The 23,284-nt window shown below is 68.0% G+C and carries 20 protein-coding genes; 11 read left to right on the top strand and 9 right to left on the bottom strand.

Going from position 1 to position 23,284, the window contains the following annotated elements:
• A complete protein-coding gene (gene fadD12, locus BN976_RS05095; protein WP_011777555.1) occupies nucleotides 1-1,635 on the top strand; it encodes an acyl-CoA ligase FadD12 in 1,635 nt (544 codons plus the stop codon).
• Nucleotides 1,636-1,637: 2 nt separating this feature from the next.
• Entirely contained in the window at nucleotides 1,638-2,876 is a 1,239-nt protein-coding gene (locus BN976_RS05100) for an alpha/beta hydrolase (protein ID WP_011777554.1), read from the top strand.
• On the opposite strand, the gene BN976_RS05105 is transcribed toward BN976_RS05100, so the two are convergent.
• Nucleotides 2,873-3,412 (bottom strand): TetR/AcrR family transcriptional regulator, encoded by a 540-nt coding sequence (locus tag BN976_RS05105; protein ID WP_036368472.1) that lies wholly within the window; start codon nucleotides 3,410-3,412, stop codon nucleotides 2,873-2,875. The two genes, BN976_RS05100 and BN976_RS05105, sit on opposite strands and share 4 nt — an antisense overlap.
• A gap of 107 nt (nucleotides 3,413-3,519) precedes the next feature.
• On the opposite strand from BN976_RS05105, the gene BN976_RS05110 reads away from it, so the two are divergent.
• A complete protein-coding gene (locus BN976_RS05110; RefSeq protein WP_011777552.1) occupies nucleotides 3,520-3,891 on the top strand; it encodes a hypothetical protein in 372 nt (123 codons plus the stop codon).
• Between the two features lie 84 nt (nucleotides 3,892-3,975).
• Here BN976_RS05110 and BN976_RS05115 read toward each other — a convergent pair whose 3' ends face one another.
• Entirely contained in the window at nucleotides 3,976-5,406 is a 1,431-nt protein-coding gene (locus BN976_RS05115; protein ID WP_036368475.1) for a WS/DGAT/MGAT family O-acyltransferase, read from the bottom strand.
• 25 nt (nucleotides 5,407-5,431) lie between these two features.
• On the bottom strand, nucleotides 5,432-6,655 hold the full coding sequence (locus BN976_RS05120) for an alpha/beta hydrolase (RefSeq protein ID WP_011777550.1): 1,224 nt from the start codon (nucleotides 6,653-6,655) through the stop codon (nucleotides 5,432-5,434).
• A 190-nt stretch (nucleotides 6,656-6,845) separates the two neighbouring features.
• On the opposite strand from BN976_RS05120, the gene BN976_RS05125 reads away from it, so the two are divergent.
• Nucleotides 6,846-9,023 (top strand): acyl-CoA dehydrogenase family protein, encoded by a 2,178-nt coding sequence (locus tag BN976_RS05125; protein ID WP_036369260.1) that lies wholly within the window; start codon nucleotides 6,846-6,848, stop codon nucleotides 9,021-9,023.
• Nucleotides 9,024-9,056: 33 nt separating this feature from the next.
• Nucleotides 9,057-9,968 (top strand): alpha/beta hydrolase, encoded by a 912-nt coding sequence (locus BN976_RS05130; RefSeq protein WP_036368479.1) that lies wholly within the window; start codon nucleotides 9,057-9,059, stop codon nucleotides 9,966-9,968.
• A 4-nt stretch (nucleotides 9,969-9,972) separates the two neighbouring features.
• On the opposite strand, the gene BN976_RS05135 is transcribed toward BN976_RS05130, so the two are convergent.
• From BN976_RS05135 to BN976_RS05145, 3 genes are all read right to left on the bottom strand, one after another.
• The gene (locus BN976_RS05135; RefSeq protein ID WP_011777547.1) at nucleotides 9,973-11,259 is read right to left on the bottom strand and encodes an amidohydrolase family protein; all 1,287 of its coding nucleotides are present in this window, start codon (nucleotides 11,257-11,259) and stop codon (nucleotides 9,973-9,975) included.
• A complete protein-coding gene (locus tag BN976_RS05140; protein WP_036369262.1) occupies nucleotides 11,253-12,356 on the bottom strand; it encodes a CoA transferase in 1,104 nt (367 codons plus the stop codon). Before BN976_RS05140 ends, BN976_RS05135 begins: the two co-directional genes overlap by 7 nt.
• A gap of 86 nt (nucleotides 12,357-12,442) precedes the next feature.
• Nucleotides 12,443-13,429: a hotdog family protein gene (locus BN976_RS05145; protein ID WP_036368482.1), complete on the bottom strand. Its 987-nt coding sequence runs from the start codon at nucleotides 13,427-13,429 to the stop codon at nucleotides 12,443-12,445.
• A gap of 106 nt (nucleotides 13,430-13,535) precedes the next feature.
• Between BN976_RS05145 and BN976_RS05150 the strand changes: the two genes are divergently transcribed.
• Nucleotides 13,536-14,693 carry an acyl-CoA dehydrogenase family protein gene (locus BN976_RS05150; RefSeq protein WP_011777544.1) on the top strand — a complete coding sequence of 386 codons (1,158 nt, stop codon included), beginning with the start codon at nucleotides 13,536-13,538 and terminating at the stop codon, nucleotides 14,691-14,693.
• Nucleotides 14,693-15,415 (top strand): GntR family transcriptional regulator, encoded by a 723-nt coding sequence (locus BN976_RS05155; protein WP_011777543.1) that lies wholly within the window; start codon nucleotides 14,693-14,695, stop codon nucleotides 15,413-15,415. Before BN976_RS05150 ends, BN976_RS05155 begins: the two co-directional genes overlap by 1 nt.
• A 43-nt stretch (nucleotides 15,416-15,458) precedes the next feature.
• On the opposite strand, the gene BN976_RS05160 is transcribed toward BN976_RS05155, so the two are convergent.
• Both BN976_RS05160 and fadD4 read right to left on the bottom strand, forming a co-directional pair.
• On the bottom strand, nucleotides 15,459-16,346 hold the full coding sequence (locus tag BN976_RS05160) for an enoyl-CoA hydratase/isomerase family protein (RefSeq protein ID WP_036368485.1): 888 nt from the start codon (nucleotides 16,344-16,346) through the stop codon (nucleotides 15,459-15,461).
• On the bottom strand, nucleotides 16,343-17,893 hold the full coding sequence (gene fadD4 / locus BN976_RS05165; protein WP_011777541.1) for a fatty-acid--CoA ligase FadD4: 1,551 nt from the start codon (nucleotides 17,891-17,893) through the stop codon (nucleotides 16,343-16,345). Before fadD4 ends, BN976_RS05160 begins: the two co-directional genes overlap by 4 nt.
• Before the next feature lie 810 nt (nucleotides 17,894-18,703).
• Here fadD4 and BN976_RS05170 point away from each other — a divergent pair.
• The 4 genes from BN976_RS05170 to BN976_RS05185 all read left to right on the top strand — a co-directional run bounded on the left by BN976_RS05170 (nucleotide 18,704) and on the right by BN976_RS05185 (nucleotide 22,732).
• A complete protein-coding gene (locus BN976_RS05170; RefSeq protein ID WP_407939129.1) occupies nucleotides 18,704-19,435 on the top strand; it encodes a glycosyltransferase family 2 protein in 732 nt (243 codons plus the stop codon).
• A 183-nt stretch (nucleotides 19,436-19,618) separates the two neighbouring features.
• Nucleotides 19,619-20,398, top strand: a complete 780-nt coding sequence (gene rfbF / locus BN976_RS05175) for a glucose-1-phosphate cytidylyltransferase (protein ID WP_011777539.1) — start codon at nucleotides 19,619-19,621, stop codon at nucleotides 20,396-20,398.
• 43 nt (nucleotides 20,399-20,441) lie between these two features.
• On the top strand, nucleotides 20,442-21,707 hold the full coding sequence (locus BN976_RS05180; RefSeq protein ID WP_036368491.1) for a class I SAM-dependent methyltransferase: 1,266 nt from the start codon (nucleotides 20,442-20,444) through the stop codon (nucleotides 21,705-21,707).
• Nucleotides 21,704-22,732 carry an NAD-dependent epimerase/dehydratase family protein gene (locus BN976_RS05185; protein WP_036368494.1) on the top strand — a complete coding sequence of 343 codons (1,029 nt, stop codon included), beginning with the start codon at nucleotides 21,704-21,706 and terminating at the stop codon, nucleotides 22,730-22,732. Before BN976_RS05180 ends, BN976_RS05185 begins: the two co-directional genes overlap by 4 nt.
• Here BN976_RS05185 and rfbC read toward each other — a convergent pair.
• Nucleotides 22,716-23,270, bottom strand: a complete 555-nt coding sequence (gene rfbC / locus BN976_RS05190; RefSeq protein ID WP_011777537.1) for a dTDP-4-dehydrorhamnose 3,5-epimerase — start codon at nucleotides 23,268-23,270, stop codon at nucleotides 22,716-22,718. The genes BN976_RS05185 and rfbC overlap by 17 nt on opposite strands.
• Nucleotides 23,271-23,284: the final 14 nt, after the last annotated feature.

The raw sequence follows: 23,284 nt of genomic DNA on the forward strand, positions 1-23,284 counted from the left end.
ATGGGTATCACCGACCCGGTCACCAAGACACTGGGCCTGCTCTCGACGATGGTGCGCGCCGGCGTCATCGCGCCGATGCGGCCGGACAAGTACCTGCGCATCGCGGGTGCGATGCAGCGCGAGAACATGGCGATCACCTCAGGATTCGCCGCAGCCGCGCAGCGCTGTCCCGACCGCGCCGGCCTGATCGACGAACTCGGAATCCTGACGTGGCGCCAGATCGACCAGCGCGCCGACGCGTTCGCCGCGGCATTGCAGGCGCTTCCCGGTGGTCAGCCGGAGGTCATCGCGCTGATGGCGCGCAACCACCGCGGATTCGTCGACGCGCTGATTGCGGCCAACCGCATCGGTGCCGACGTGCTGCTGCTCAACACCTCGTTCGCCGGCCCGGCACTCGCGGAGGTGATGGAGCGCGAGGGTGAGGGCCGGTCCGTCGCGGTGGTCTACGACGAGGAGTTCACCGACACCGTCGACCGGGCACTGGCCGGCCGGCCCGACACCACCCGCATCGTCGCCTGGACCGACACTCCGGGTGACCGGCTCACGGTCGAGGGCATGATCGCCGAGCACGGCGGACAGGAACCCGTGCGTGCGCCGGAGAAGAGCCGGGTCATCCTGCTGACGTCCGGCACCACCGGAACACCCAAGGGCGCCAGCCATTCCGGTGGCGACCCGAGCGTGCTCAAGGCGATCCTGGACCGCACCCCGTGGCGCGCCGAGCAACCGGTGGTGATCGTCGCACCGATGTTCCACGCCTGGGGGTTCTCCCAGTTGGCGTTCGCCGCGTCGATGTCGTGCACGATCGTCACCCGCCGCAGGTTCGACCCGGAGGCGACCCTCGAGCTCGTCGACAAGTACCGCGCCACCGGGCTGTGTGTGGTTCCGGTGATGTTCGACCGGATCATGGACCTGCCCGACGAGGTGCTCGACAAATACAGCGGGCGCTCGCTGCGCTTCGCGGCGGCGTCGGGTTCGCGGATGCGCCCCGACGTGGTCATCAAGTTCATGGACCGGTTCGGCGACGTCATCTACAACAACTACAACGCCACTGAGGCCGGCATGATCGCCACCGCGACACCGCGTGACCTGCGGGCCGCGCCGGACACCGCGGGCAGGCCGGCCGAGGGCACCGAGATCCGGATCCTCGACGCAGATTTCAACGAGGTGCCCACAGGCGAGGTCGGCGGCATCTACGTGCGCAACTCGACACAGTTCGACGGCTACACCACGGGCAAGACGAAAGACTTCCACGAGGGGTTCATGTCCTCCGGTGACGTCGGATACTTCGACGAAGCCGGACGGCTCTTCGTGGTCGGCCGCGACGACGAGATGATCGTCTCCGGGGGAGAGAACGTGTACCCGATCGAGGTGGAGAAGACACTGGCCGCCCACCCGGACGTGGCCGAGGCCACGGTGCTCGGCGTCGACGACGAGAAGTTCGGCCAACGCCTTGAGGCGTTCGTGGTTTTGACCGCAGACGCCGCGGCTACTCCCGAGACACTCAAGCAGCATGTCCGCGACAACCTCGCGAACTACAAGGTGCCAAGGGAGATCACGATTCTCGATGAGCTGCCGCGTGGTGTCACCGGCAAGATCTCCCGCAAGGACCTCCAGGACCGACTCGACAATGCCTGACCATGCCTAAGCGCCGTCCGCTGCTGCGGGCCGTCGCAGAACTCCTCAACGCCGCCAACGGCCTTCGCCCGCTGGCCCGCGACGGCTACCTCACCATCCCGGTCTTCGCATTCGGCTGGCCGACCTCGGAGGTGTCCCCGCTCTACATGGCGGGTTCGATGCTCGACGCGATCCGGCGCGGTGTTCGTGGTGACTTCCGCGGCGCCCGCGGCCGGATCGCGCTGCTGCTCACCGCGGCCGCCTGGGCGCTGCTGTATCTGATCCACCGGCGCAACGTGGCCGCACAGCCGTACTTCGAGGACCCGCTGCGTGAGGCGCTCGGCGAGAACTACCAGCGGATCGCCGAGGCCGCGAAGTCGAGCAGGCGGCGGCGCGTCGGGGTCTTCCCACCAGACCTGGTCCGCCGCCGCTACGTCGAGAGCGTCGTGCAGTACGGCCCGCTGCGGGTGAACAGGGCCGACATCTGGCGCCGTGCCGACCTGCCGCGTGACGGCAAAGCGCCTGTGCTGCTGCAGGTTCCGGGTGGCGCGTGGGCGATCGGGATGCGTCGTCCGCAGGCGTATCCGCTGCTGAGCCACCTCGCCGACCACGGCTGGATCTGCGTGTCGATCGATTACCGGGTCAGTCCGCGCAACACCTGGCCGGATCACATCGTCGACGTCAAGCGGGCGCTGGCGTGGATCAAGGAGCACATCGCCGAGTACGGCGGTGATCCGGACTTCGTCGCGATCACCGGCGGCTCGGCGGGTGGGCACCTGTCCGCGCTGGCCGCGTTGACCGCCGACGATCCGCAGTTCCAGCCGGGCTTCGAGGATGCCGACACCTCCGTGGCAGCAGCGGTGCCGATCTACGGCCGCTACGACTGGGTGTCCGGACGCGGCAGCGGCCGCAGGGAGTTCATCGCTTTCCTGCAGGAATTCGTTGTCAAGAAGCCGATTTCGGGAAACCGGCAGCTCTACGTCGACGCGTCACCGCGTTACCGGCTGCGGGCCGACGCGCCGCCGTTCTTCATCCTGCACGGTCGCGACGATTCGATCATTCCCGTCCCGGAGGGCCGGGCGTTCGCCGAGGCACTGCGGAACGTGTCGACATCGCCTGTGGTGTATGCCGAGATCCCGCACGCGCAGCACGCCTTCGACTTCTACTACGGATCGCCGCGGGCGCACTACACCGCGCAGGCGGTCGAGGAGTTCCTGTCATGGGTGCAGGGCGAGCGCATGCTGGCCCGCAAGGCGGGTTAGTCGTTGGCCGCGGCGTCGAGGACGCCGTCGAGCACGGCCGCGATCCTGGCGGCCCACCCATCGTCGATCGAACCGGTGCGGGCCAACTCTGCGACATAGCTGCCGACGATGATGTCGACGAGCGTGTCCCCGACGCGGTCGCCGATCGCCAGCGCATCGATCGCCTGCCGCCGATAGGCCACCAGGATCGCGCGGAACGCCTCGCTGAATTCCGGGTCCTCGTCGGTGAGCAGCGCGGCGAAACCGCCTGCGCCGATGCCGGCGGCGATGACGTCGACCGACTGGGTGATGACCCACTGCAGCCGCTCGGCCCGACCGGATTCCGGAGGCGCCGACGGGCGCTCCCCCAGCGTCTCGAGCGCGGCGGTGAGTAGCATTCGCCGGTTCTGATGGCGCCGGTAGATGGTGGTCTTCGCGATGCCCGTGGCGTCGACGATGGCCTGCATCGTGACCGCCCGGGGACCGCGCGCCCGGAGCAGCTCCAGGGCGGCGTCGAGTATCCGTGCGCCGACCTCGTCGGTGCTCTGCGCTGCCATCTGGCGCCTCCTGTGCTGCTGCCGCCGCATATGCGGAACCTCGCCCGAGACGCTACACTCTCAGTAGCGCTACGCTACGCGTAGCGTGCTATAGGAAGGTTGGCGTCATGCGCACATCGTTCAACAAGGCCCCGCTGCCGGTCATCGGCTACATCCTGACCCTGGTCGGATTCATCAGCCTGGGCTCGTTCACCGCGGCCCTCGCCTTCGGGAGCAACCTGGCGGTGATCCTGGGCGTGGCAATGCTCGTGAGCTACGCGCTGGCGGCGGGCTGCTTCATGCTTCGCGCGCGTCAGATCGCGGCGGCAGACCCGACCGACCCCGTTGTTCTGGGCCTGGACCCGATCCGCGGTGACATCGACCGGCGTACCGCCGAGCGCTACCTGGCGCGATACCGGAGTCAGGATGCCGCGGTGTCCGATCCGGGCACCGGCGCCCGTGAGGCCGGGGTGACTCCGCGACTAGCCGACGCCGCCTGATTCCGCGCCGAAATTGCGTTCCAGCAGCCAGAGTCCGAGTAGGGCGCTGCCGGAATGCAATTTCGGCGTCGGCGGTGCTCGGAGCTAGTTGGCCATCGCCGTTTCGATCACCGTCAGCTCCGTGGAAAGTCCTGCGGCACGGCGTATCTCGATGAACTCGTCGACCATGGCCGTGGTGAGCTCATGGGGATCGTCGAGCGTCTTGCCGTCCGAAAGCACCGAGATGTTGATCTGGTCGACGTAGCTCCACACGGTGATGTTGAGGCCGCTGCCCGCGGTGAGCGGGCCGACGGAGTAGATCTCGGTGACCAACGCACCGCCGACACGGGCGCGCTCGCGGGGACCCGGCACGTTGGAGATCGGCAGGTTCATCACCTTGTTCTGGCCATCCTTGTTCGACAGCCAGCGGAACATCGCCTCGGCCGGGGCCGGCGGGAAATAGGCCGACCACCGGCTGACCAGCTCGGGACCGATCAGGTTGTTGCTCTCCTTGCCCGCCGCCGCGGCGGTGTGGGCGGCGCTGACCCGTTCCAGCGGATCCTCGACGTCCACCGGGAGGCTGACCAGCACACCGGTGAAGTAGTTACCGGAGATCCGGTCGCGGGAGAAGTCGAAACTCACCGGCACCGACGCCAGCAGCGGGTGATCGGCGCGACCGTCGTACCGCAGCAACAACTTTCGCAATGCCCCTGCGGACATCGCCAGCACCATGTCATTGATGGTGACGCCCAGCTGCTTGCCGGTCTGCTTGACGTCGTCGAGCGCCACGGTGGCGGTGGCGAACCTGCGGGTGGCGTCGACCATGTGGTTCATGAACGTCGGCGGCGGGGTGAACGGTCGCGTCAGCTCGGGCGAGAGCTTGCGCTCGCTGCGCTGCACCCGACGCACCCCCTGGGCGGTGTAGCGCACCACCCCGGGCAGCTTGGCGATCTGCCGGAGATGATCGGTGAACGCCGACCGGACCAGCTCGCCCCGGGTCGGGGCCGGGTCGGTGGCGTAGGAGTCCCGGTCGGCCTGCGGGCTGTCCTGCAGATCCATGCCGCGCGCCAGCAGGTTCGCCGACGCGACACCGTCGGCCAGGGCGTGATGGATCTTTCCGAGTACCGCGATCCGGCCGCCCGCCAGACCTTCGATCAGGTACATCTCCCACAGCGGTCGGCTGCGGTCCAGCGGGGTACTCGCGATCCTGCCCACCGCCTCGTCGAGCTCGCGACGACCGCCCGGCGCATCGACACGGCATGACCGAACGTGGTATTCGAGGTCGACCTCGGCGTTCTCCCGCCACATCGGGTGGTGGAACTTGAACGGGATGTCGATCAGCTGGTAGCGGAACGGGTCGAGTTTGTAGAGCCGTCCGTGGATGACCTTGCGAAGCTCCTCGACACCGAAGGTCGCACCGCCTTCCCGGGCGAACGTGTCGTCGAGCTCGATGACGGCCAACTTGAGCGTGTGCATGTGGACGTTCGGGGTCTCGCTGTACAGCAGCACAGCGTCCCAGCCACTAAGCCTCTTCACCGCGCCGCCTTCCGATCGGAGGTGACTATATAACCTCTTTGGCCCCGATGAGGGTCCGGTTTCGGTGAATATGGTTGAGGAACAAGCCGATTGCTGTCGACGCGGCACCGGTGCGCGCGCCGTCGGTCATGTCGAACCCGTGGCCCGCACCGGGGAGCTCGACGTAGCCGACCACCGAACGGGACACGCCGCGCAGCCGCTCGACGAAGCTCTGGGCCTGCGCCACCGGTATGACGCTGTCCCCGGTGCCGTGGACGACGAGGAACGGTGGCGCTTCCGGATGAACCCTGGCCATCGGGGAGGCCTTCCGGAACAGCTCGGGATGCCTGTCGAACTTGCGTCGCACCACCACCCGCTCCAGGAAGTCCATGAAGCGGACGCGCTCGACCGTCGACTTGTCCTCCCAGTCGTAGCGTCCGTAGATCCCGACGACCGCGTCGACCGAGGTGTCCGACCCCTCGGGCAGCTCGTCCTGCATCTCGGGATCGTTGGCCGTCAGACCGGCCAGCGCCGCGAGGTGCCCGCCTGCCGACGCTCCCGAGATCGCGACGAAGTTGCGGTCGCCGCCGAACTTGTCGACGTTGGCACGCGCCCACGCGATCGCCGTCTTCACATCGGCGACATGGGCCGGCCACGGATTGTGCGGCGCGACCCGGTAGTCGATCGACAGGCACACCCAGCCCCTTTCGGCCAGGTGCGACATCAACGCATAGCCCTGGAGCATGCGGCTTCCATGCACCCACGCTCCGCCCGGCACGAAGATCAGCACCGGGGCAGGCTCGGCGGGCAGATCGTCACGACGCCACACGTCGAGCAGTTGCGTCGGGCGCGGGCCGTAGCGCACCGAGGTGCGGTGCACGTGGCGCCGGTGCTCACGCATCCTCCACACCGGCGGGGTGCGCTCGGCCGCCGGCCATTCGATCTCGAGATCTTTGGGCCCGACGACATCCCGCAGCGCGGCCTCGGTCACCGCGTTGGTGCAGTCCCGCTCCTGCTTCTTGCGCTCGGCGTCGTTCGGCGTTATCAGCGACTTCGCCAGCGCACCGACGAAGTCGGGGGCGTGCCGGGTTCCCCAGATCCCGGCGGCCGTCAACGCTCCAAGTGGCTCAAGGTGTTTGCCGATCACCGGTAGCGATGCCGACGCCACGCTCATCGCCAGCATGAAGTCGGAGGGACCCGCGTTCAGCAACCATTGCAGGCGGGTGGTGAGAGTAGGTCCGGGATACCTGATGTCCGGCCGTTCCGTCATTGCGCGAGCGTACCCTTGGGCGGGAAGACGAAACGACAATCCGGGCGAAGATGTCTACTCAAATTTGCATCGTAGTCGTTTTGTGATGTGGATCACAGGTTTCCCGGGTCGACGGTGCGCGATAACGTCGGTTGCCGACCGTCAACTTCAGCAGTGAGGCCTTCACTTGAGCAAGACCGTTAGCGCGACCGTGACTGCGTCCAGGCTCGCCATCACCGACGACCACCAGGACCTCGCTGCCGCGGTGTCGGGCCAGCTCACCCGGCTGCAGACGCCGGCCAAGGCCAGGGCCGCGCTGGCCGGCGGCTCCACCCACCCGGCCGACATCTGGTCGGCCGCAACCGAACTCGGCTGGACCGGACTCGCCCTGCCCGAAGACGTCGGCGGCTCGGGCTTCGGGCTCGAGGAGTTGGCGGTGGTGATCGAATGCCTCGGCAGTCAGCTCGCGCCCGGGCCGTTCCTGTCCAGCGCGGCGGCTTCGGTGGTCATCGACCGGAGCGCACCGGATTCCGTTCGCGCCGAACTGCTCCCGGTACTGGCCGGCGGGGAGACGGTGGCCGCCCTCGGCGTGTCGGGCAGCGTCGTCGTCGGCACCGATCTGATCGTCTCCGGGGAGAGCCCGGTGGTGCTCGCAGCACCCGACGCGTCTGTGCTGGTGCTGACCGCCGGTGAGGACGTGGTGATCCTCGACGCCGGTCCCGCATCGGCGGCCGGCGGTGTCACCGTGACCCCGCTCGATTGCCTGGACCCCACCCGCAGCATCGGATCGGTGACGCTGCGCGACGTGCCCGTCGCCGCCGACCGCGTCCTGCGGGGGGCGGCGCGCAACGCGAGGACCGTGTTCCGGATCCTGGCCGCCGCCGAGGCCGTCGGCGTCAGCTGGGCGGCGCTGGACATGGCCGTGGGCTACGCCAAGGTGCGCGAACAGTTCGGGCGCACCATCGGCACCTTCCAGGCCGTCAAGCATCACGCCGCCAACATGCTGGTGGCCGCCGAGGTCGCCACCGCGGCCACCTGGGACGCGGCCCGCGCTGACGATCTCGACAGCGCCTGGTTCGCCGGCGCCGTCGCCGCCGCGCTGGCCATCCGCGCCCAGGTGTTCAACGCGCAGAACAACATTCAGCTGCACGGCGGTATCGGCTTCACCTGGGAGCACGACTCCCACCTCTACCTTCGCCGGGCCCGGACGCTGGCGGCCCTGATGGCCGACGGCGTGGACCCGCTGCTCGACATCGTCGACGGCCAACGCAACGGCCGGGCGCACGGCGCGTCCTTCACGCTGCCGCCCGAGTCCGAGGAGTACCGCAGCCAGGCGCGCGAGGCCGCCGCCAAGGTGCGGTCGCTGCCCGCTGGCCAGCAGCGCGACTTCCTCGTCGAGTCCGGATACCTGGTTCCGCACTGGCCGCAACCGTGGGGGCGGGCGGCGAACGTGCTCGAACAGCTGGTCATCGAGGAGGAGTTCGCCGGCGTCGACCGTCCCGACATGGGCATCACCGGCTGGGTGGCGCTGACGATCGCCCAGGCGGGCACCGACGATCAGCGCGAGCGCTGGGTGGAGCCGGTGCTGCGCGGACAGGTGATGTGGTGCCAGCTGTTCTCCGAACCCGGCGCCGGCTCGGACGCCGCGGCGGTACGGACGTCGGCCAAGAAGGTCGACGGCGGCTGGCGTGTCACGGGACAGAAGGTGTGGACGAGCCTGGCCCACCTGTGCCAGTGGGGCCTGGCCACGGTGCGCACCGACCCCGACGCCCCCAAGCACGCCGGTGTCACGATGATGGCGATCGACATGAACGCCGAAGGTGTGACGGTGAACCCGCTGCGGGGCATCACCGGCGACTCGCACTTCAACGAGGTGTTCTTTGACGACGTCTTCGTCCCGGACGCCGACGTGGTCGGCGACGTGAACAAGGGTTGGCTGGTCGCGCGGGCCACGCTGGGCAACGAGCGCATCTCCATCGGCGGCGGCTCCGGTGGGCCGGTGGGCACCACCCCGGACCATCTGATCAAGTTGCTCGACAGCTCACCGGCGACGTCGGCGATGTATGTCCGGCAGGCGGGCGAGGTGATCGCCGAGCTGCACAGCCTGCGGCTGCTCAACCTGAGGCGGGCGACCCGCGCGATCGCCGGCGCCGAGCCGGGGCCCGAGGGGAACGTGACCAAGCTGCTGGTCGCCGAATCCGGGCAGCGTCTCACCGAGCTGGCCTTCGAGCTTGCAGGCACCGCCGCCGTCGTCGGGCAGACACCGCAGCTGACCCGCAGTTATCTCGGCAACCGCGCCATGACCATCGCAGGCGGAACCTCGGAGATCACCAGGAACACCATCGCCGAGCGGATCCTCGGATTGCCACGCGACCCGCTACTTCGCTGACGGGTGCCCTTGCCGCACACGCATACTGAGCGGGTGCCAGACATCGAATTCCATCCTGAGCTGCGTCGCAGCGCCCGCTTGCTGCCCAAGCAGGTCATCACGCCCCTCACCCTGCCGTTCATCCGGGCGGCGTCGCGGCTGATGTGGCGCCGCAACGACAGCCCTGCGGACGTGGAGGTGCTCACCCTCTCCTCGGGGGTCGGGGTCCGGCTGTTCCGCCCCAGCGGAGTGGCGCCGGGCCGGGGGCCCGCGCTGCTGTGGATCCACGGCGGCGGGTACGTCATCGGTGACGCCGCCCAGGACGACGTGCTGTGCCGCCGGTTCGCCCGTGAGCTCGGCGCGACGGTCGCCTCGGTGAACTACCGGCTCGCGCCCGAGTATCCCTACCCGGTTCCGGTCGAGGACTGCTACTCGGCGTTGCACTGGCTCACCCAATTGCCTTCGGTCGATCCGGCGCGGGTGGCGATCGGCGGAGCCAGCGCCGGCGGCGGGCTGGCCGCCGCGCTCGCGCTGCTCACCCGTGACCGCGGCGAAATCGAGCTCGCCGCACAGCTTCTGGTGTATCCGATGATCGATGACCGCACCGTGCACCGGAAGGGGCTCGACCACCCGGGCCACCGGCTGTGGAACCAGTCCAGCAATCGCTTCGGTTGGCGCGCATATCTGGGCGACGCCGACCCGAACGAGGCCGTCCCCGCCCGTCGTGACGACCTCGCCGGCCTTCCGCCCGCCTGGATCGGCGTCGGGACGCTGGATCTGTTCCACGACGAGGATCTCGCCTACGCCGAACGGCTCCGCGTGGCCGGGGTGCAGTGCGAGGTCATGGTGGTCGACGGCGCCTTCCACGGGTTCGACGGGATCGCACCCAAAGCCGATGTGTCGCAGTCGTTCTTCAACAGTCAATGCGCACTGCTGCGGACCGTGTTCGCTTCTGCGGCGCCCTGACGGGTCACCCGCGCTGGTAGACGACTTCACCACCGATCACGGTGGCGGCCACGGCCGCGGCGTCCAGTTCCGCCAGCGTCGCCTCCGGCGGTGTGGACAGGATGCACAGGTCGGCGGCGGCCCCGGGTTCGACCCGGCGTGGGGTGGCCGGGCGGCCGGGGTCACCGAGGAACATCTGAAGGGCCGCTGACGCCGGGACGCATTCCGCCTCCCCCAGGACGTGTCCGGCCGGGGTACGACGGAACACCGCGGCACGCATCGCCGCCCACGGATCGGCGTCGCCGAACGGCGCGTCGGTGGACAGCGCGACCGGCACCCCGGCCCGCAGCAACGACGCCACCCGCCACAGTTCGGGTTGCTCGGCGGGCGCGACATCGGCGAGGTACTGGTCGCCGCGTTCGGCCACGAAGTTCGGCTGAGTCACCACGGTCACCGCGCGGCCGGCCAGGTCGGCGAGGCTGCCGTCGGGGACCACGGCGGCGTGCTCGATGCGGTCGAGGGGATGGGTTCCGCTGCTGCGCAACGCTTCCAGCGTGACGACGAGTTGGGCGGCCGTGACACAGTGCACCGCCACCGGGAACCCCTCGGCGTGCCGGTCGCCGATCCACCTGCTCAGCTCGTCCGGGTCGAGCTCGTCGTCGTGCAGAATGCGCTTGCCCGGCGCCAGGCACCGGACCCGCTGCCGCATCTCGCGCTGCAGCGCTGCCACGTCGCCCGCGGCCAGATCCGGTGTGGCATCGGTGACCCCGGTGACCCCGTAGCGGCACAGCAGCGCGCCGAGCTCGTCCAGGCCCGGGTCGCTGCGCAACGTCGCCGCCCAACTGCCGTCCGCACTGGGCAGTCGGCCGTCGGGATGATCGGCGAGCCCGACGCGTCGCAGCGCTGCGGTGTTCAGAATCCACTGGGCCCCGCTGCGATGCTGGATACGCACCGGCACGGACGGGGCGAGCTCATCGAGCACATGCCGGTCCAACGGCCCCGCCGCGGCATCGTGGTAGCCGACGGCGCGGATCCATCCGTCGGCACCGACCGTTGCGGCGGCGAGCGTTTCGGCGAGTTCTGCCCTGCTGTGCACTTCGTCGGGTCCGACCCGTACCGAGTGCAACGCCGCCGCGGCCGCGCGCAGATGGATGTGGTGGTCGTGCAGTCCGGGGATCACGGCGCCCCCGGCCGCGTCGTACTCCGTTTCACCCGGCTCGGCCGTCAGCCCGTCGGCCATCCCGGTGATCCGCTCACCGACGCGGATGTCGGTGCGGGTGCCGTCCAGGAGCGCCGCGCGCCGGATCAGCATGGTGCGGCCAGCCGATCGGCGACCAGGCGGTCGACGACGTCGTTGTCTGAACCGAGTTCGGGTCCACTGTCCGGCACCGACGGCGTTGCAGCGCAGTCTCTTTCATCGTCACCAGGCAGTCCCGCGTAACCGGCGGCCACCGCCGCCATCGAGATCTCCACCAGCTCACCGCCGCCGCGGGCATGTGACTCCAGCACGGCCAGCGCGGCGTGCAGTCCGGTCAGCGGGTCGGCGATCGCGTCCCCGCAGAACTCCGGGGCATCGGCACTACCGCCCACCAGTCCGCCCGACACCGCGGCGTCATCACCGAAGGCCACCCAATCGGCGCGGTCACCCGCCGTACCGTGGCCGGTGACGCGCAACCAGATCCGACCACGGCGGGCGGGGACGTCCGCCGGTCCCAGTCCGCGCCGTTCCAGTGCAGCGGGTCGCGACGACTCGATCACCACGTCGGCCACGGCCAGCAGTCGGCGCACACCATCCGGACGGGTGAAATCGGCACGGTAGGAGAGCTTTCCGCCGTTCATCCAGTCGAAGAAGGCGGGTGGCCCCTGCCGTGTCCCGTCGGGCCTGGTGGCGCTCTCCACCTTGACGACGGTCGCTCCCGCCCGGGCCAGCAGCTGTCCGCACAGCGGTCCGGCCCACATCGACGACAGGTCCGCCACCAGCAACCCGGTGAGCCCGCAGGGCTGAACCGGATCACCGGAACGTCGGAACACCGGTGCAGCGGAACCCGTTTCGCCCAACACTCCGACCGGTAGGCCGAGCAGCCGGGCCCGTTCGGCGAACGCGACCACACCGCGGTCATGCACGTTGCGTTCCACTGCGGGCCACGGGTCACCGACGACCGCGTCGGCCTCGACAAGGGCCGGGACGGCCGCGATGTCGTCGGGCCGGGACAGGGTCAGCGCGCACCAGCCGTCATGCGCGGCCATCAGCCGGGAGGCGCCCCCGGCGGAGACCCGGCCACCCGACCGGAGCCCCAGCAGAGCAGCCCGCCCGCCGAGCAGTTCGTCCGTGTCCGCCGCGATGCCCGCCCGCGCGGCCGTCGAGCGGGCGCGCTCGAGCACGGCGGCGGGAATGCGCACGGACGTCACCGGACCATTGTGGGTCACGGCGCCACGACGGTGCACCGACAGGACAGCACGACGGTGAACCGTCAGAAATGCACGACGGTGAACCGTCAGAAATGCAGGGCGCTGAACCGCCACTCCAGAACCTGCCTGTCCGCCCCGGGTTCGTCACCCGCCGCGTGGACGACCGAGCGCAACCGCAGCACCGCGCCGCGGCCGTCCGGGAGCGGGTCGGCGCTCTCGACGGTGAGATCGCTGTAGAGCGTGTCGTTCTCGTACACCGGCCCGGTGTGATCGCAGGACTCCCAGCCCAGCACCGTCACGAGGTTGGGCAGCAGCCGGGTCGCCTGCGCCAGGGCCAGGCCGATGGTGTGCCCGCCGTAGACCAGCCGGCGACCCGCGACACGTGAATCATGATGTGTGGCAGCGATATTCAGTGACAGCCTGGCCAACTCCGGGGCGCTGCTCACCACGTCCGCGGTGCTCCGACCCACCGTACCCACCAGCGCCGGGTCGAAATGCGGTCCCGGCACCCGCGTCCGGAACGCCTCGGCATCCCAGTCGGCGGTGGGATCGGCCACCGGAGCAGCGCCGGCCCCGATCGCGGAGAGATCGTTGTCGTGACCGGTCTGGGCGGTGTCATCACTGAGTGGGAGCATCGCGCACCGGTAGAAATCCAGGATGAGCCGCCCCACACCGTCGATCGTCGTCATGCGCAGTGCGGCAAGCCCGGTGGGCGCCCGGCCGGGCTTGGCGGTGTTCTGCCTCAGGCCCACCACCTCGGTGCGGGTGAACAACGAGTCACCGATGACGGGATAGCGGTAGAAGGTCAGGCCGCGGTAGAACAGGTTGGCCTTGACCCGCTGGGTGGCCAGCGTCGACTGGCCGATCGCGACGTCGCAGACCAGTGCCGGATGCGCCAGCGGCGCCGTCGCGCCGGCCACGGACAGGGACAGTTCGCCGTCGAGGGGCAGGCGCATCCGGTCGCCGATGATCGCCTGATGTGTCGCGGCCACTCCCGCCGTCAGCGTCATCGACGGAGCGGAGTCGAAGACCTGTCCGACCCTCAGGTCGTCGAAGTGGGGACCACCGGACATTTGGCCGCACAAAGTCACAGAGGGTGATGCTGGCACCGGCCCGGTCCGCATGTCAATATGGCGGGGCGAAATGGCCGTACATTTGCGAAGCAACGGAGGCGTGGGCATGGTCGAGGGTCTGAGCAGCGAAGAAGCCATGCTGGTGGAGACGGTCCGGACGTTCATCGACCGCGAGGTCCGGCCCACCGTGCGCGACGTCGAGCACGCCAACACCTACCCGGAGGCGTGGATCGAGAAGATGAAGCAGATCGGGATCTTCGGGTTGGCCATCCCCGAATCCGAGGGCGGCGCACCGGTTTCCACGCGCTGCTACGTGTTGGTCACCCAGGAGCTGGCCCGCGGCTGGATGAGCCTGGCCGGCGCGATGGGTGGGCACACCGTGGTGGCCAAGCTGCTGTCGCTGTTCGGAACCGATGAGCAGAAGCAGCGTTATCTGCCGCCGATGGCGACCGGCGAGCTGCGCGCGACGATGGCGCTGACCGAGCCCGGCGGCGGCTCCGACCTGCAGGCGATGAGCACCGTGGCCCGCCGTGACGGCGACGAGCTGGTGATCAGCGGGGCCAAGACGTGGATCTCCAACGCCAGACGTTCGGGGTTGATCGCACTGTTGTGCAAGACCGACCCCGAGGCCACCCCGAGGCATTCGGGCATCTCGGTCGTTCTGGTGGACAACCCGACCGACGGTCTCACCGTGTCGCGCGACCTGCCCAAACTCGGCTACAAGGGCGTCGAATCCTGCGAGCTGACCTTCGACGGGTGCCGGGTTCCCGAATCCGCGATTCTCGGCGGTGCGGCGGGTCGGGGGTTCGCCCAGATGATGAAAGGCCTTGAGACGGGCCGTATTCAGGTCGCCTCCCGCGCCCTCGGGGTGGCATCGGCGGCGCTGGCGGATGCATTGGCCTACGCACAGGACAGGGAGAGCTTCGGGCAGCCGATCTGGAAGCACCAGGCGGTCGGCCACTATCTCGCGGACATGGCGACGAAGTTGACCGCTGCGCGCCAGCTGACGCTCTACGCCGCCGACCGCTACGACAGCGGGGCGCGGGCCGACATGGAGGCGGGGATGGCCAAGCTGTTCGCCTCCGAGGTCGCAATGGAGATCGCGCTCAACGCGGTGCGAATCCACGGCGGCTACGGCTACTCGACCGAATACGACGTGGAACGGTACTTCCGCGACGCGCCGCTGATGATCGTCGGCGAAGGCACCAACGAGATCCAACGCAACGTGATCGCCGGACAACTGGTGGCCCGGGGCGGCATCTGATGCCGCCGGCCTATCAGGTGCTGCGAGAACGGCTTCGCGACGACATCGCCGCGGGCCGCTATCCCGACGGCACACGGCTGCCGACGGAATCGGAACTGGTCGCCCGGCACGGCCTGTCCCGCCAGACCGTACGACGCGCATTCCAGGATCTCGTCGCCGAGGGCACCGTGTACCGGGTGCCCGGGCGTGGGAGCTACGCGAGCGAGCAGGGCCGTCGCTACCTCCGGCAGCTGGGGTCCATCGAGGACCTGATGAGCCTGTCCGACGACACCACGATGGAGGTGGTCGACGGGCTGCGTCGACGCGTCGACATCGAGGCCGCCAGCCGCCTACGGCTGGACGGGGACGTCGTCTACTCGGTGCAGTTCCGTCGACTGCACGGTGGTATCGCGTTCGGGCACACCACCGTTGCACTCCCGCCTGCGGTGGCCACCTCCGTGCTCACGTCCCCGCATCTGGTCACCGGCGCCACGAGCACTCACACCGTGATCGGGCTGCTCGAGCCGCATCTGGAGAAACCGATCGCCGAGGCGGCGCAATCGATCACCGTCGCTGCCGCGGACGAGGCGGCCGCCGCGGCGGTGGCCTGCCCGCCCGGACATCCGATGCTGCGGGTGGACCGGCTCTACGCCGACGACGAGGGCCACCCGGTCGAGTTGGCCGTCAGCCAGTTCCTGCCCGAGCAATACACCTACCGGGTCACGTTGCGCCGCTCCAGTTAGGGAGTCCGCTCGAGCACCCCCGGTTGTCGCTCGCGCGCCGAGTTCACCCGACGGCGTCGACGAGGCCCCACCGCAGCGCCGTGCCGGCGTCGATCGGCCGCCCGGAGAGCACCAGATAAGCTGTGCGCCAACGTCCGATGCGGCGGGTGACGCTGACCGTGCCGCCGGCACCGGGGATCAGACCGAGCGTGAGCTCGGGCAACCCGAGAACCGCGTCGGCGTCGCAGGACACCCACCCGCAGAATGCCGCCATCTCCAGGCCGCTGCCCTGAACCTGGCCGTGCAACTCGGCGCGGCAGCCACGGCCCAGGCGCGCGGTGATCTCGTCGAGGACCAGGGCGGGGCTGTGCCGGGTGCGGGCCAGGTGCGCGCAGGCAGGATCGGTGAACGTGCCGAACTCGGCCAGGTCGCCGCCACTGCAGAACGACGGACCGTTGCCGGCCAGCACCACCTCGTCGACCGACGGATCCAGCCGCGCCACCTCGAGCGCTTCGAGCAGCGCCGCCCGCGCGTCGGTCGAGAAGGCGTTGTGCCGCTGTGGCCGGTTGAAGCGGATCGTCAGTCGGCCGTCGTGGCGTTCCGCCACCACGGGATCCGAGATATCCGGAACCCGCGCCGGCCCTCGCTCGGCGAGCCAGCGGGCGAACTCGGATCCCGACTGCAACGTCGAGTAGGCCAGCGACTCGGTGATCACTCCGGCGAAGGTGCTTCCCCCGGGGTCGAATGCGCGCAGCACGTCGTCACAGACCGCGGCCGCCTGCGGCCACCGCCGGCAGCGCTCCTCCAACTCCGCCAGGGTGTCGGGCACCGAGGTGACGGTGACCGCCCGGCGGTCATCGACGTCGTCCTCGGTCACCGTGAAAGTCGCGTCGTCGGAAGGGGTTCCGACAGCGACGCGGACACCGCCCCCCAGTTCGACCCGACTGTTCACGAGTGCTTCTTCACCAGCTCCTGCTTGTAGAGCTTGCCGGTGTCGGTGCGGGGCAGCTGCGCCTCGAACGACAGGGAGCGCGGGCACTTGTAGTGGGCCAGGCGATCCCGCAGCCAGGAGATGAGTTCGGCGGCGAACTCCTCGGTGGCGTCGGCGGGATCCACCGTCTGGACCACGGCCTTGACGCTCTGCCCCATCTCTTCGTCGGGGATGCCGAACACCGCGGCGTCCATCACCTTGGGGTGTGTGACGAGCAGGTTCTCGGCCTCCTGCGGGTAGATGTTGACCCCGCCGGAGATGATCATGTGGTGGCGACGGTCGGTCAGGTAGAGGTAACCCTCGTCGTCGAGATATCCGATGTCGCCCACCGTCTTCCAGCCCTGCGGATGGCGTGAGGAGGCGGTCTTGTCGGGGTCGTTGAGGTATTCGAAGTCGTAGCCGCCTTCGAAGTAGATCTCGCCGGCCTGGCCCGGCGGGAGCTCCTCGCCGTCCTCGCCGACGATGTGGACGACACCGGTCAACGGTTTGCCGACCGAACCCGGGTGCGTCAGCCAGTCCTCGGCGCTGATCAGCGTGGACCCGTGCGCCTCCGAGGACGCGTAGTACTCGTCGACGATCGGACCCCACCAGTCGATCATCTGCTTCTTGATGTCGACCGGGCACGGTGCGGCGGCGTGCATGACCCGCTCCAGGCTCGATACGTCGTACGACTTGCGCACGGCCTCAGGCAGTTTCAGCATCCGGGTGAACATCACCGGCACGAACTGGCCGTGCGTCACCTTGTGCTTGGCGATCGCGTCCAACGCGCCTTCGGCGTCGAACTTCTCCATCACCACGGTGGTGATGCCACCGGCCTGCGTCTGCATCGACCACACCGACGGCGCGGTGTGGTAGAGGGGGGCGGGGCTGAGGTACACCGCATCCGGGTGCATCCAGAAGGACACCAGCGCGGCCATCAACCCGGGCGACTCCGAGGGTGGCACATGCGGCAGTTCACGCTTGATGCCCTTGGGGCGTCCCGTGGTTCCGGAGGAGTACTGAAGCAGGTCGCCCTCGATCTCGTCGGCAATCGGGGTGTCGGGCTTGTCGGCCACGCACTCGGGATAGCGCTGCCAGCCCTCGAGCTCGCTGGAGGCGCTCGTCGCCGACGATTCGGCTCCCCCGGCGATCAGCCGCAGCGGCGGCAGGCCGTTTGGAAGTTCTTCGGCCAGCCCGGCCAGGGTGTCCTTGAGCTTGGCGGAGCCGACGATGGCCTTGGCGCCGCTGTTGTCGACGATGTAGGCCACCTCCGCCGCGGTGAGGTGGGTGCTGATGGGCACGTAGTACAGCCCGGCGCGGCGCGCTGCCCACATCACGGCGTGGATGTGCTCGTTGTTCTCCATCAGGATCGCGACGGCGTCGCCCTCGACGAGGCCGGCGTCCCGGAACAGGTGGGCCAGCCGGTTCGCCCTGGCTTCGAGTTCGCCGAACGTCACCACGGTCCCGGAGGGATACATGATGATGGCCGGTTTGTCAGGGGTGGCAACGGCGGTGTCGCGGATCTGCATGCGCTGACTCTACTTCGCCGAAGTTGACAGGTGTCAAACGTCACCATGGGTTCGCGGCAGTGGCGCCTCCCGGCCACCGCACCCGGACCCAGTCCGCGCATCGGCCCGCTCCGCTACGGCACCGGCGCGTACCTGCGACCGTCCGGCAGCCATATTGCGAGCAGGTTAAACTTTGAATTTCCCAGGAACCGTCCTTGATTTGCTCAGACGATATGTTTCGCGATAGGTGACGATAAGGGATACAAAGCGGTAACTGCCATCGCGTAATGGCGCCGGCCGCGGAAATCGCGTTTATCGACGCTTACCGGCAATAAAATGCCAATCTCGCCCACCCGGCAATGGCGCACCAATCATGTTTCGAGTTATCCGCCAAGGCGCTTCTACATAGCGTAGTAGCTGCATAAACAGACGACGGTGTTCGCCCTGGCATACTGTCTAGCACTACGAATTATTCACTTCTCAAGAAAGCCGCGGACGATGATTGCGGGTCCGCCATGTCGCTGATACCGTTCCGCCTCGTACAGCTCCGACGACGTAGCCAATATGTTCCATCGGAATCGCAGAAACTTTGCCAGAGATGCGTCCATCCGCACGATAAGACGATTGCAGCGCTTCAGGGGGAACGGCAATCCACGAGACGGCCGCGACCGCAGCCGAGCTCATCACTTCAGCGGAAGCAGGGGTAGGGCAATGGGGGAATTACCAGCGACGGGCCATGTCGGCAGTGCTTCACACCAAGGACAGACCACGACGAGCAGTCCGCACGCGCAGTTCATGCTTGCCAGGGACGGCGTCAAGGTGACGCCGTCCGTGAGCCTGGTCATCCCGGTCCGGAACGAGGCCCGCAACGTGGCCTGGGTGCTTGAACAGATCACCGAGGACGTGGACGAGATCATCCTGGTCGACGGCGCCTCCACCGACGCCACGCTGATCACGGCGCTGCGGTACCGACCCGACATCAAGGTCGTCGCGCAAGAAGGAGTCGGCAAGGGCAGTGCGCTGCGGACCGGCTTCTTCGCGGCCAGCGGCGACATCATCGTGATGATGGACGCGGACGGCAGCATGGCGCCCCAAGAGATCCGGCACTACGTGCACTTCCTGCGCAACGGCTACGACTTCGTCAAGGGTTCGAGGTTCATCGGGGGCGGGGGTTCGCTCGACATCACCGCGTTCCGGAAGCTGGGTAACCGCTTCCTTCTCGGCGTCTTCAACTCCTTGTACGACTCCGACCTGACGGATCTGTGCTACGGGTTCTGCGCCTTCCACCGCCGCTACCTTGAACTCCTCGAGCTCTCCGCAACCGGGTTCGAGATCGAGGCGGAGATGACGGTACGGGCGATGCAGGCAGGCTTGCGGATCGCCGAGGTGCCCAGCCTGGAGATGCCGCGCCGCTCCGGCAAGTCGAACCTGAGGGCCGTTCGGGACGGGACCCGAGTGTTGCGAACGGTGTTGCACGGCCATAGGTCCGGCGTCTCAGGCCACCTGTTGGAGGTTCTCTCACAGCGGCGCGGACCCGCAGCAGCTGCCGCGGAAGCCTGTTAGACACCTCCGCACCTCGATACCGGCCCGTGTATCCGAAGCACAGCCCGGCTGATCGCCCCCGACCCGACGCCCGACCCCGGGTCGTCGAAACACTCACTCGCTCGGCGTCGAAGACGGCGGCGCGCGCAGCATCCCAACGGTCGGCGCCGTCACACCGGCCGAATCACGGCACCAGGAGTAATCGTGAAAGCAGTCATTCTCGCCGGTGGGCGGGGCACCCGTATCAGTGAGGAATCCGAGAGCCGGCCCAAGCCGATGGTCGACATCGGCGGCCGCCCGATTCTCTGGCACATCATGAAAATCTATGAGACAGCGGGCATCACAGACTTCATCGTGCTCGTCGGATACAAGGGCTACATGATCAAGGAGTACTTCATGAACTACTTCTTGCACACATCGGACGTAACGATCGATCTGGCCACCGACAGTGTCGCGACAATTCAGTCCAAGACAGAGCCGTGGACGGTCACTCTTCTGGACACCGGCCTCAACACGATGACAGGCGGCCGCCTGCTGCGGGCCAAGGAGTACATCGGCGACGACACGTTCTGCTTCACCTACGGCGACGGCGTCTCCGATCTCGACGTGCGCAATGTGATCGACCACCACCGTGCCGAACGGACGACCGTCACTGTGACCGCGGTCCAACCCCCGGCGCGCTACGGCACCCTCGAGTTCGATGAACGGCGAGTCTCGTTTCAGGAGAAGCCGATCGGAGACGGCGGCTGGGTCAGCGGCGGCTTCTTCGTCGCACAACCCTCAGTGCTGGACTACATCTCCGGCGACGACACCGTGTTCGAGCAGGCGCCACTTCAGCGGCTGGCGACAGACGGTGAACTCTCCGCATACCAACACAGCGGATTCTGGCGAGGCATGGACACCCTCTGGGACAAGATCTACCTGAACGATTTGTGGGACAACGGCAAAGCGCCTTGGAAGATATGGGCCGACCAGCTGGTCTGACCCTGGCCGGCCACCCGATACCTGACGAAAAGAGTAGAGCACCATGCAATGCCGACTATGTGATTCGGACCGTATGCTCAGCGTTCTTGACCTGGGCGCCAGCCCACCGTCGCAGAGCTTCCTGCCCGCGGAGGCTCTCGACGCCCCGGAGCCGACCTATCCGCTACATCTGCGGCTGTGCGAATCGTGTCTGCTTCTACAGATTCCGGCGCTGATCACCTCGGAGGACACCTTCACCGAGTACGCGTACTTCTCGTCGTACTCCGACAGTTGGGTCGAACACGCCAAGTCCTACGTCGACGAGACTGCCCGCCGCCTTCGGCTCGGGCAGCGGTCTTTCGTCGTCGAGGTCGCCAGCAACGACGGCTACCTACTGAAGCATGTGCAGGCCAAGGGAATTCCGTGCCTGGGTATCGAGCCGTCGGTGAACGTCGGCGCGGCCGCCCGTGAACTTGGTGTGCCGACACGCACCGCCTTTCTCGACGAGGAGGAGGCGGCGTCGGTGCGGGCCGAACATGGACCCGCCGATCTGGTGATCGCCAACAACGTCTACGCCCACATCCCCAACCTGCGGGAGTTCACCCGAGCGCTGCGTGGGCTGATGTGCGACGACGGCTGGCTCAGCATCGAGGTGCATTACGCACTGAACCTGGTGGCGTTCGGGCAGTTCGACACCATCTATCACGAGCACTTCCAGTACTACACAGTGTTCTCAGCCATGCTCGCACTCGCCGAAGGCGGACTGACGCTCGTGGACGTGGAGATGCTCAGCACCCATGGCGGATCGATCCGCCTCTGGGCCCGCCCAGAGGGTGCCGCCCGACGGCCGAGCGAAAGGGTGACCGAGGCGCTCTGCGTCGAGAAGGCGGCGGGGCTGCACGACGTCGATGGGTACGTACAGTTGCGGGGCCGCACCGAGGCGATCCGACACGAGTTCCTGACCTTTCTGTTGGAGTGCAAGCGCAACCGTAAGCGTGTCGTGGCGTACGGGGCGCCTGCGAAGGGCAACACCCTGTTGAACTATTGCGGTATCCACAGCGACCTCATCGAGTACACGGTCGACAGGAACCCCTACAAGCACGGTTGTTTCACGCCCGGTACGCGGATCCCGATCCATGACCCGGCACGCATCGACGTCGACAAGCCCGACGTCGTGGTGGTGTTGCCGTGGAACCTCGAGTCGGAACTGACTGCCCAGCTGAGCCATGTCGCTGAGTGGGGCGGGCAGCTGGTGTATCCACTGCCCACCCTGCACAGCGCGGACCTGCACGCAACGCAACCGTCCCGCGAGGCGGAGACGTTGCGATGAAGGTCCTCGTCACCGGCCACCAAGGCTACCTGGGGACCGTCATGGTGCCCGTTCTGCAGGCAGCCGGGCACGACGTCACCGGTCTCGACTCCGGTCTGTTCGAGCAGTGCGTGCTGGGGCCGGCGCCGCTCGATCCCCCGGGTATCGAACAGGACCTGCGGGACGTGTCGGTGACCCAGCTCGCCGGGTTCGACGCCGTCGTACACCTCGCGGCCCTGTCCAACGACCCGCTGGGGGCGTTGGCGCCGGAAATCACCTACGCCATAAACCATCGCGGATCGGTCAGGCTGGCACGGCTGGCCAAGGAGGCCGGCGTTCGCAGGTTCCTCTACGCATCGACGTGTTCGGTCTACGGCGCTGCCGACGACGGGCTCGTCAACGAGGACACCGCGCTGCGGCCACTCACGCCTTACGCGGAGAGCAAGGTGCGCGTCGAAGACGACGTCGCCGCGATCGCCGACGATTCGTTCTCACCGGTCTTTCTGCGCAACGCCACCGCATTCGGCTTCTCGCCCCGATTGCGTGCCGACATCGTGGTCAACAACCTCGTCGCCCACGCCGTGCTCACCGGAGTAGTGCGGGTTCTCTCCGACGGCACGCCGTGGCGCCCGCTCGTCCACGCCCAGGACATCGCAGTGGCGTTTCTCACCGCGCTGGAGGCGCCGATCCACAAGATCCACTGTGCCGCCTTCAATGTCGGCACCGAGACGAACAACCTCACGGTGGCCGAGATCGCCGAGGCCGTTGTCGGTGCGGTGCCGTCCTCCCATCTGCTGATCACCGGTGAGACGGGGCCGGACCCGCGGTCCTACCGGGTGGACTTCTCTCGGTTCCGCGACACGCTCGGCTACGAGGCGACGTGGTCGGTCGCCGACGGAGCCACCCAGTTGTACCGGGCCTACCTGGCCTATGGCCTGAATCAGCACGACTTCGCCCACAAGTTCACCCGGCTGCCACACCTGGACGCGCTGCGCTCGGCCGGACTGCTCGACGAGTCGATGCGATGGATCAGGACAGCTGCATGAGTAGATCAGCCCACCGCGGCGCGCGGCGGTCCTGCGCCGACACAATCGCCCCGGCCAGCGGCCAGTCGATCGCGAGGTCGGGATCGTCGTGTGCGACAGCCAGGTTCTCGGAGGGGTCATGAGGACGGTCGATCCGGTAGCAGACGTCCGCCGTAGCGGTGAGGGCCTGAAATCCGTGCAGGAAACCCGGCGGCACATAAAGATGACGAAAGTCGTTGTCGTCGAGCAGGAAAGCCTGCTGCCGGCCGAACGTGACCGATCCCGGCCGAATGTCGACCAACACGTCGTGGATGGCTCCGTGCGCACAGCGGACCAGCTTGGCCTCGCCCCGACCGGACCGTCCGTGCATGCCACGGATTACGCCGCGGACCGATCGCGACTGGGAGTCCTGGACGAAGCGCGCCGACAGGCCGGGCGTCCCGAGATGGGCGTCGAAGAGTGCGGCGTCGAAGGTCCGGGTGAACAACCCGCGCTCGTCGCGGAACGGAGTCGGGGTGAGGACGAGAACGTCGGCGAGATCCGCGTTGTCGATGCGCATTGGGCGATCGTGCC

Origin of the sequence: Mycolicibacterium austroafricanum (assembly GCF_000612725.1) — a bacterium.
GTDB classification, from domain to species: domain Bacteria; phylum Actinomycetota; class Actinomycetes; order Mycobacteriales; family Mycobacteriaceae; genus Mycobacterium; species Mycobacterium austroafricanum.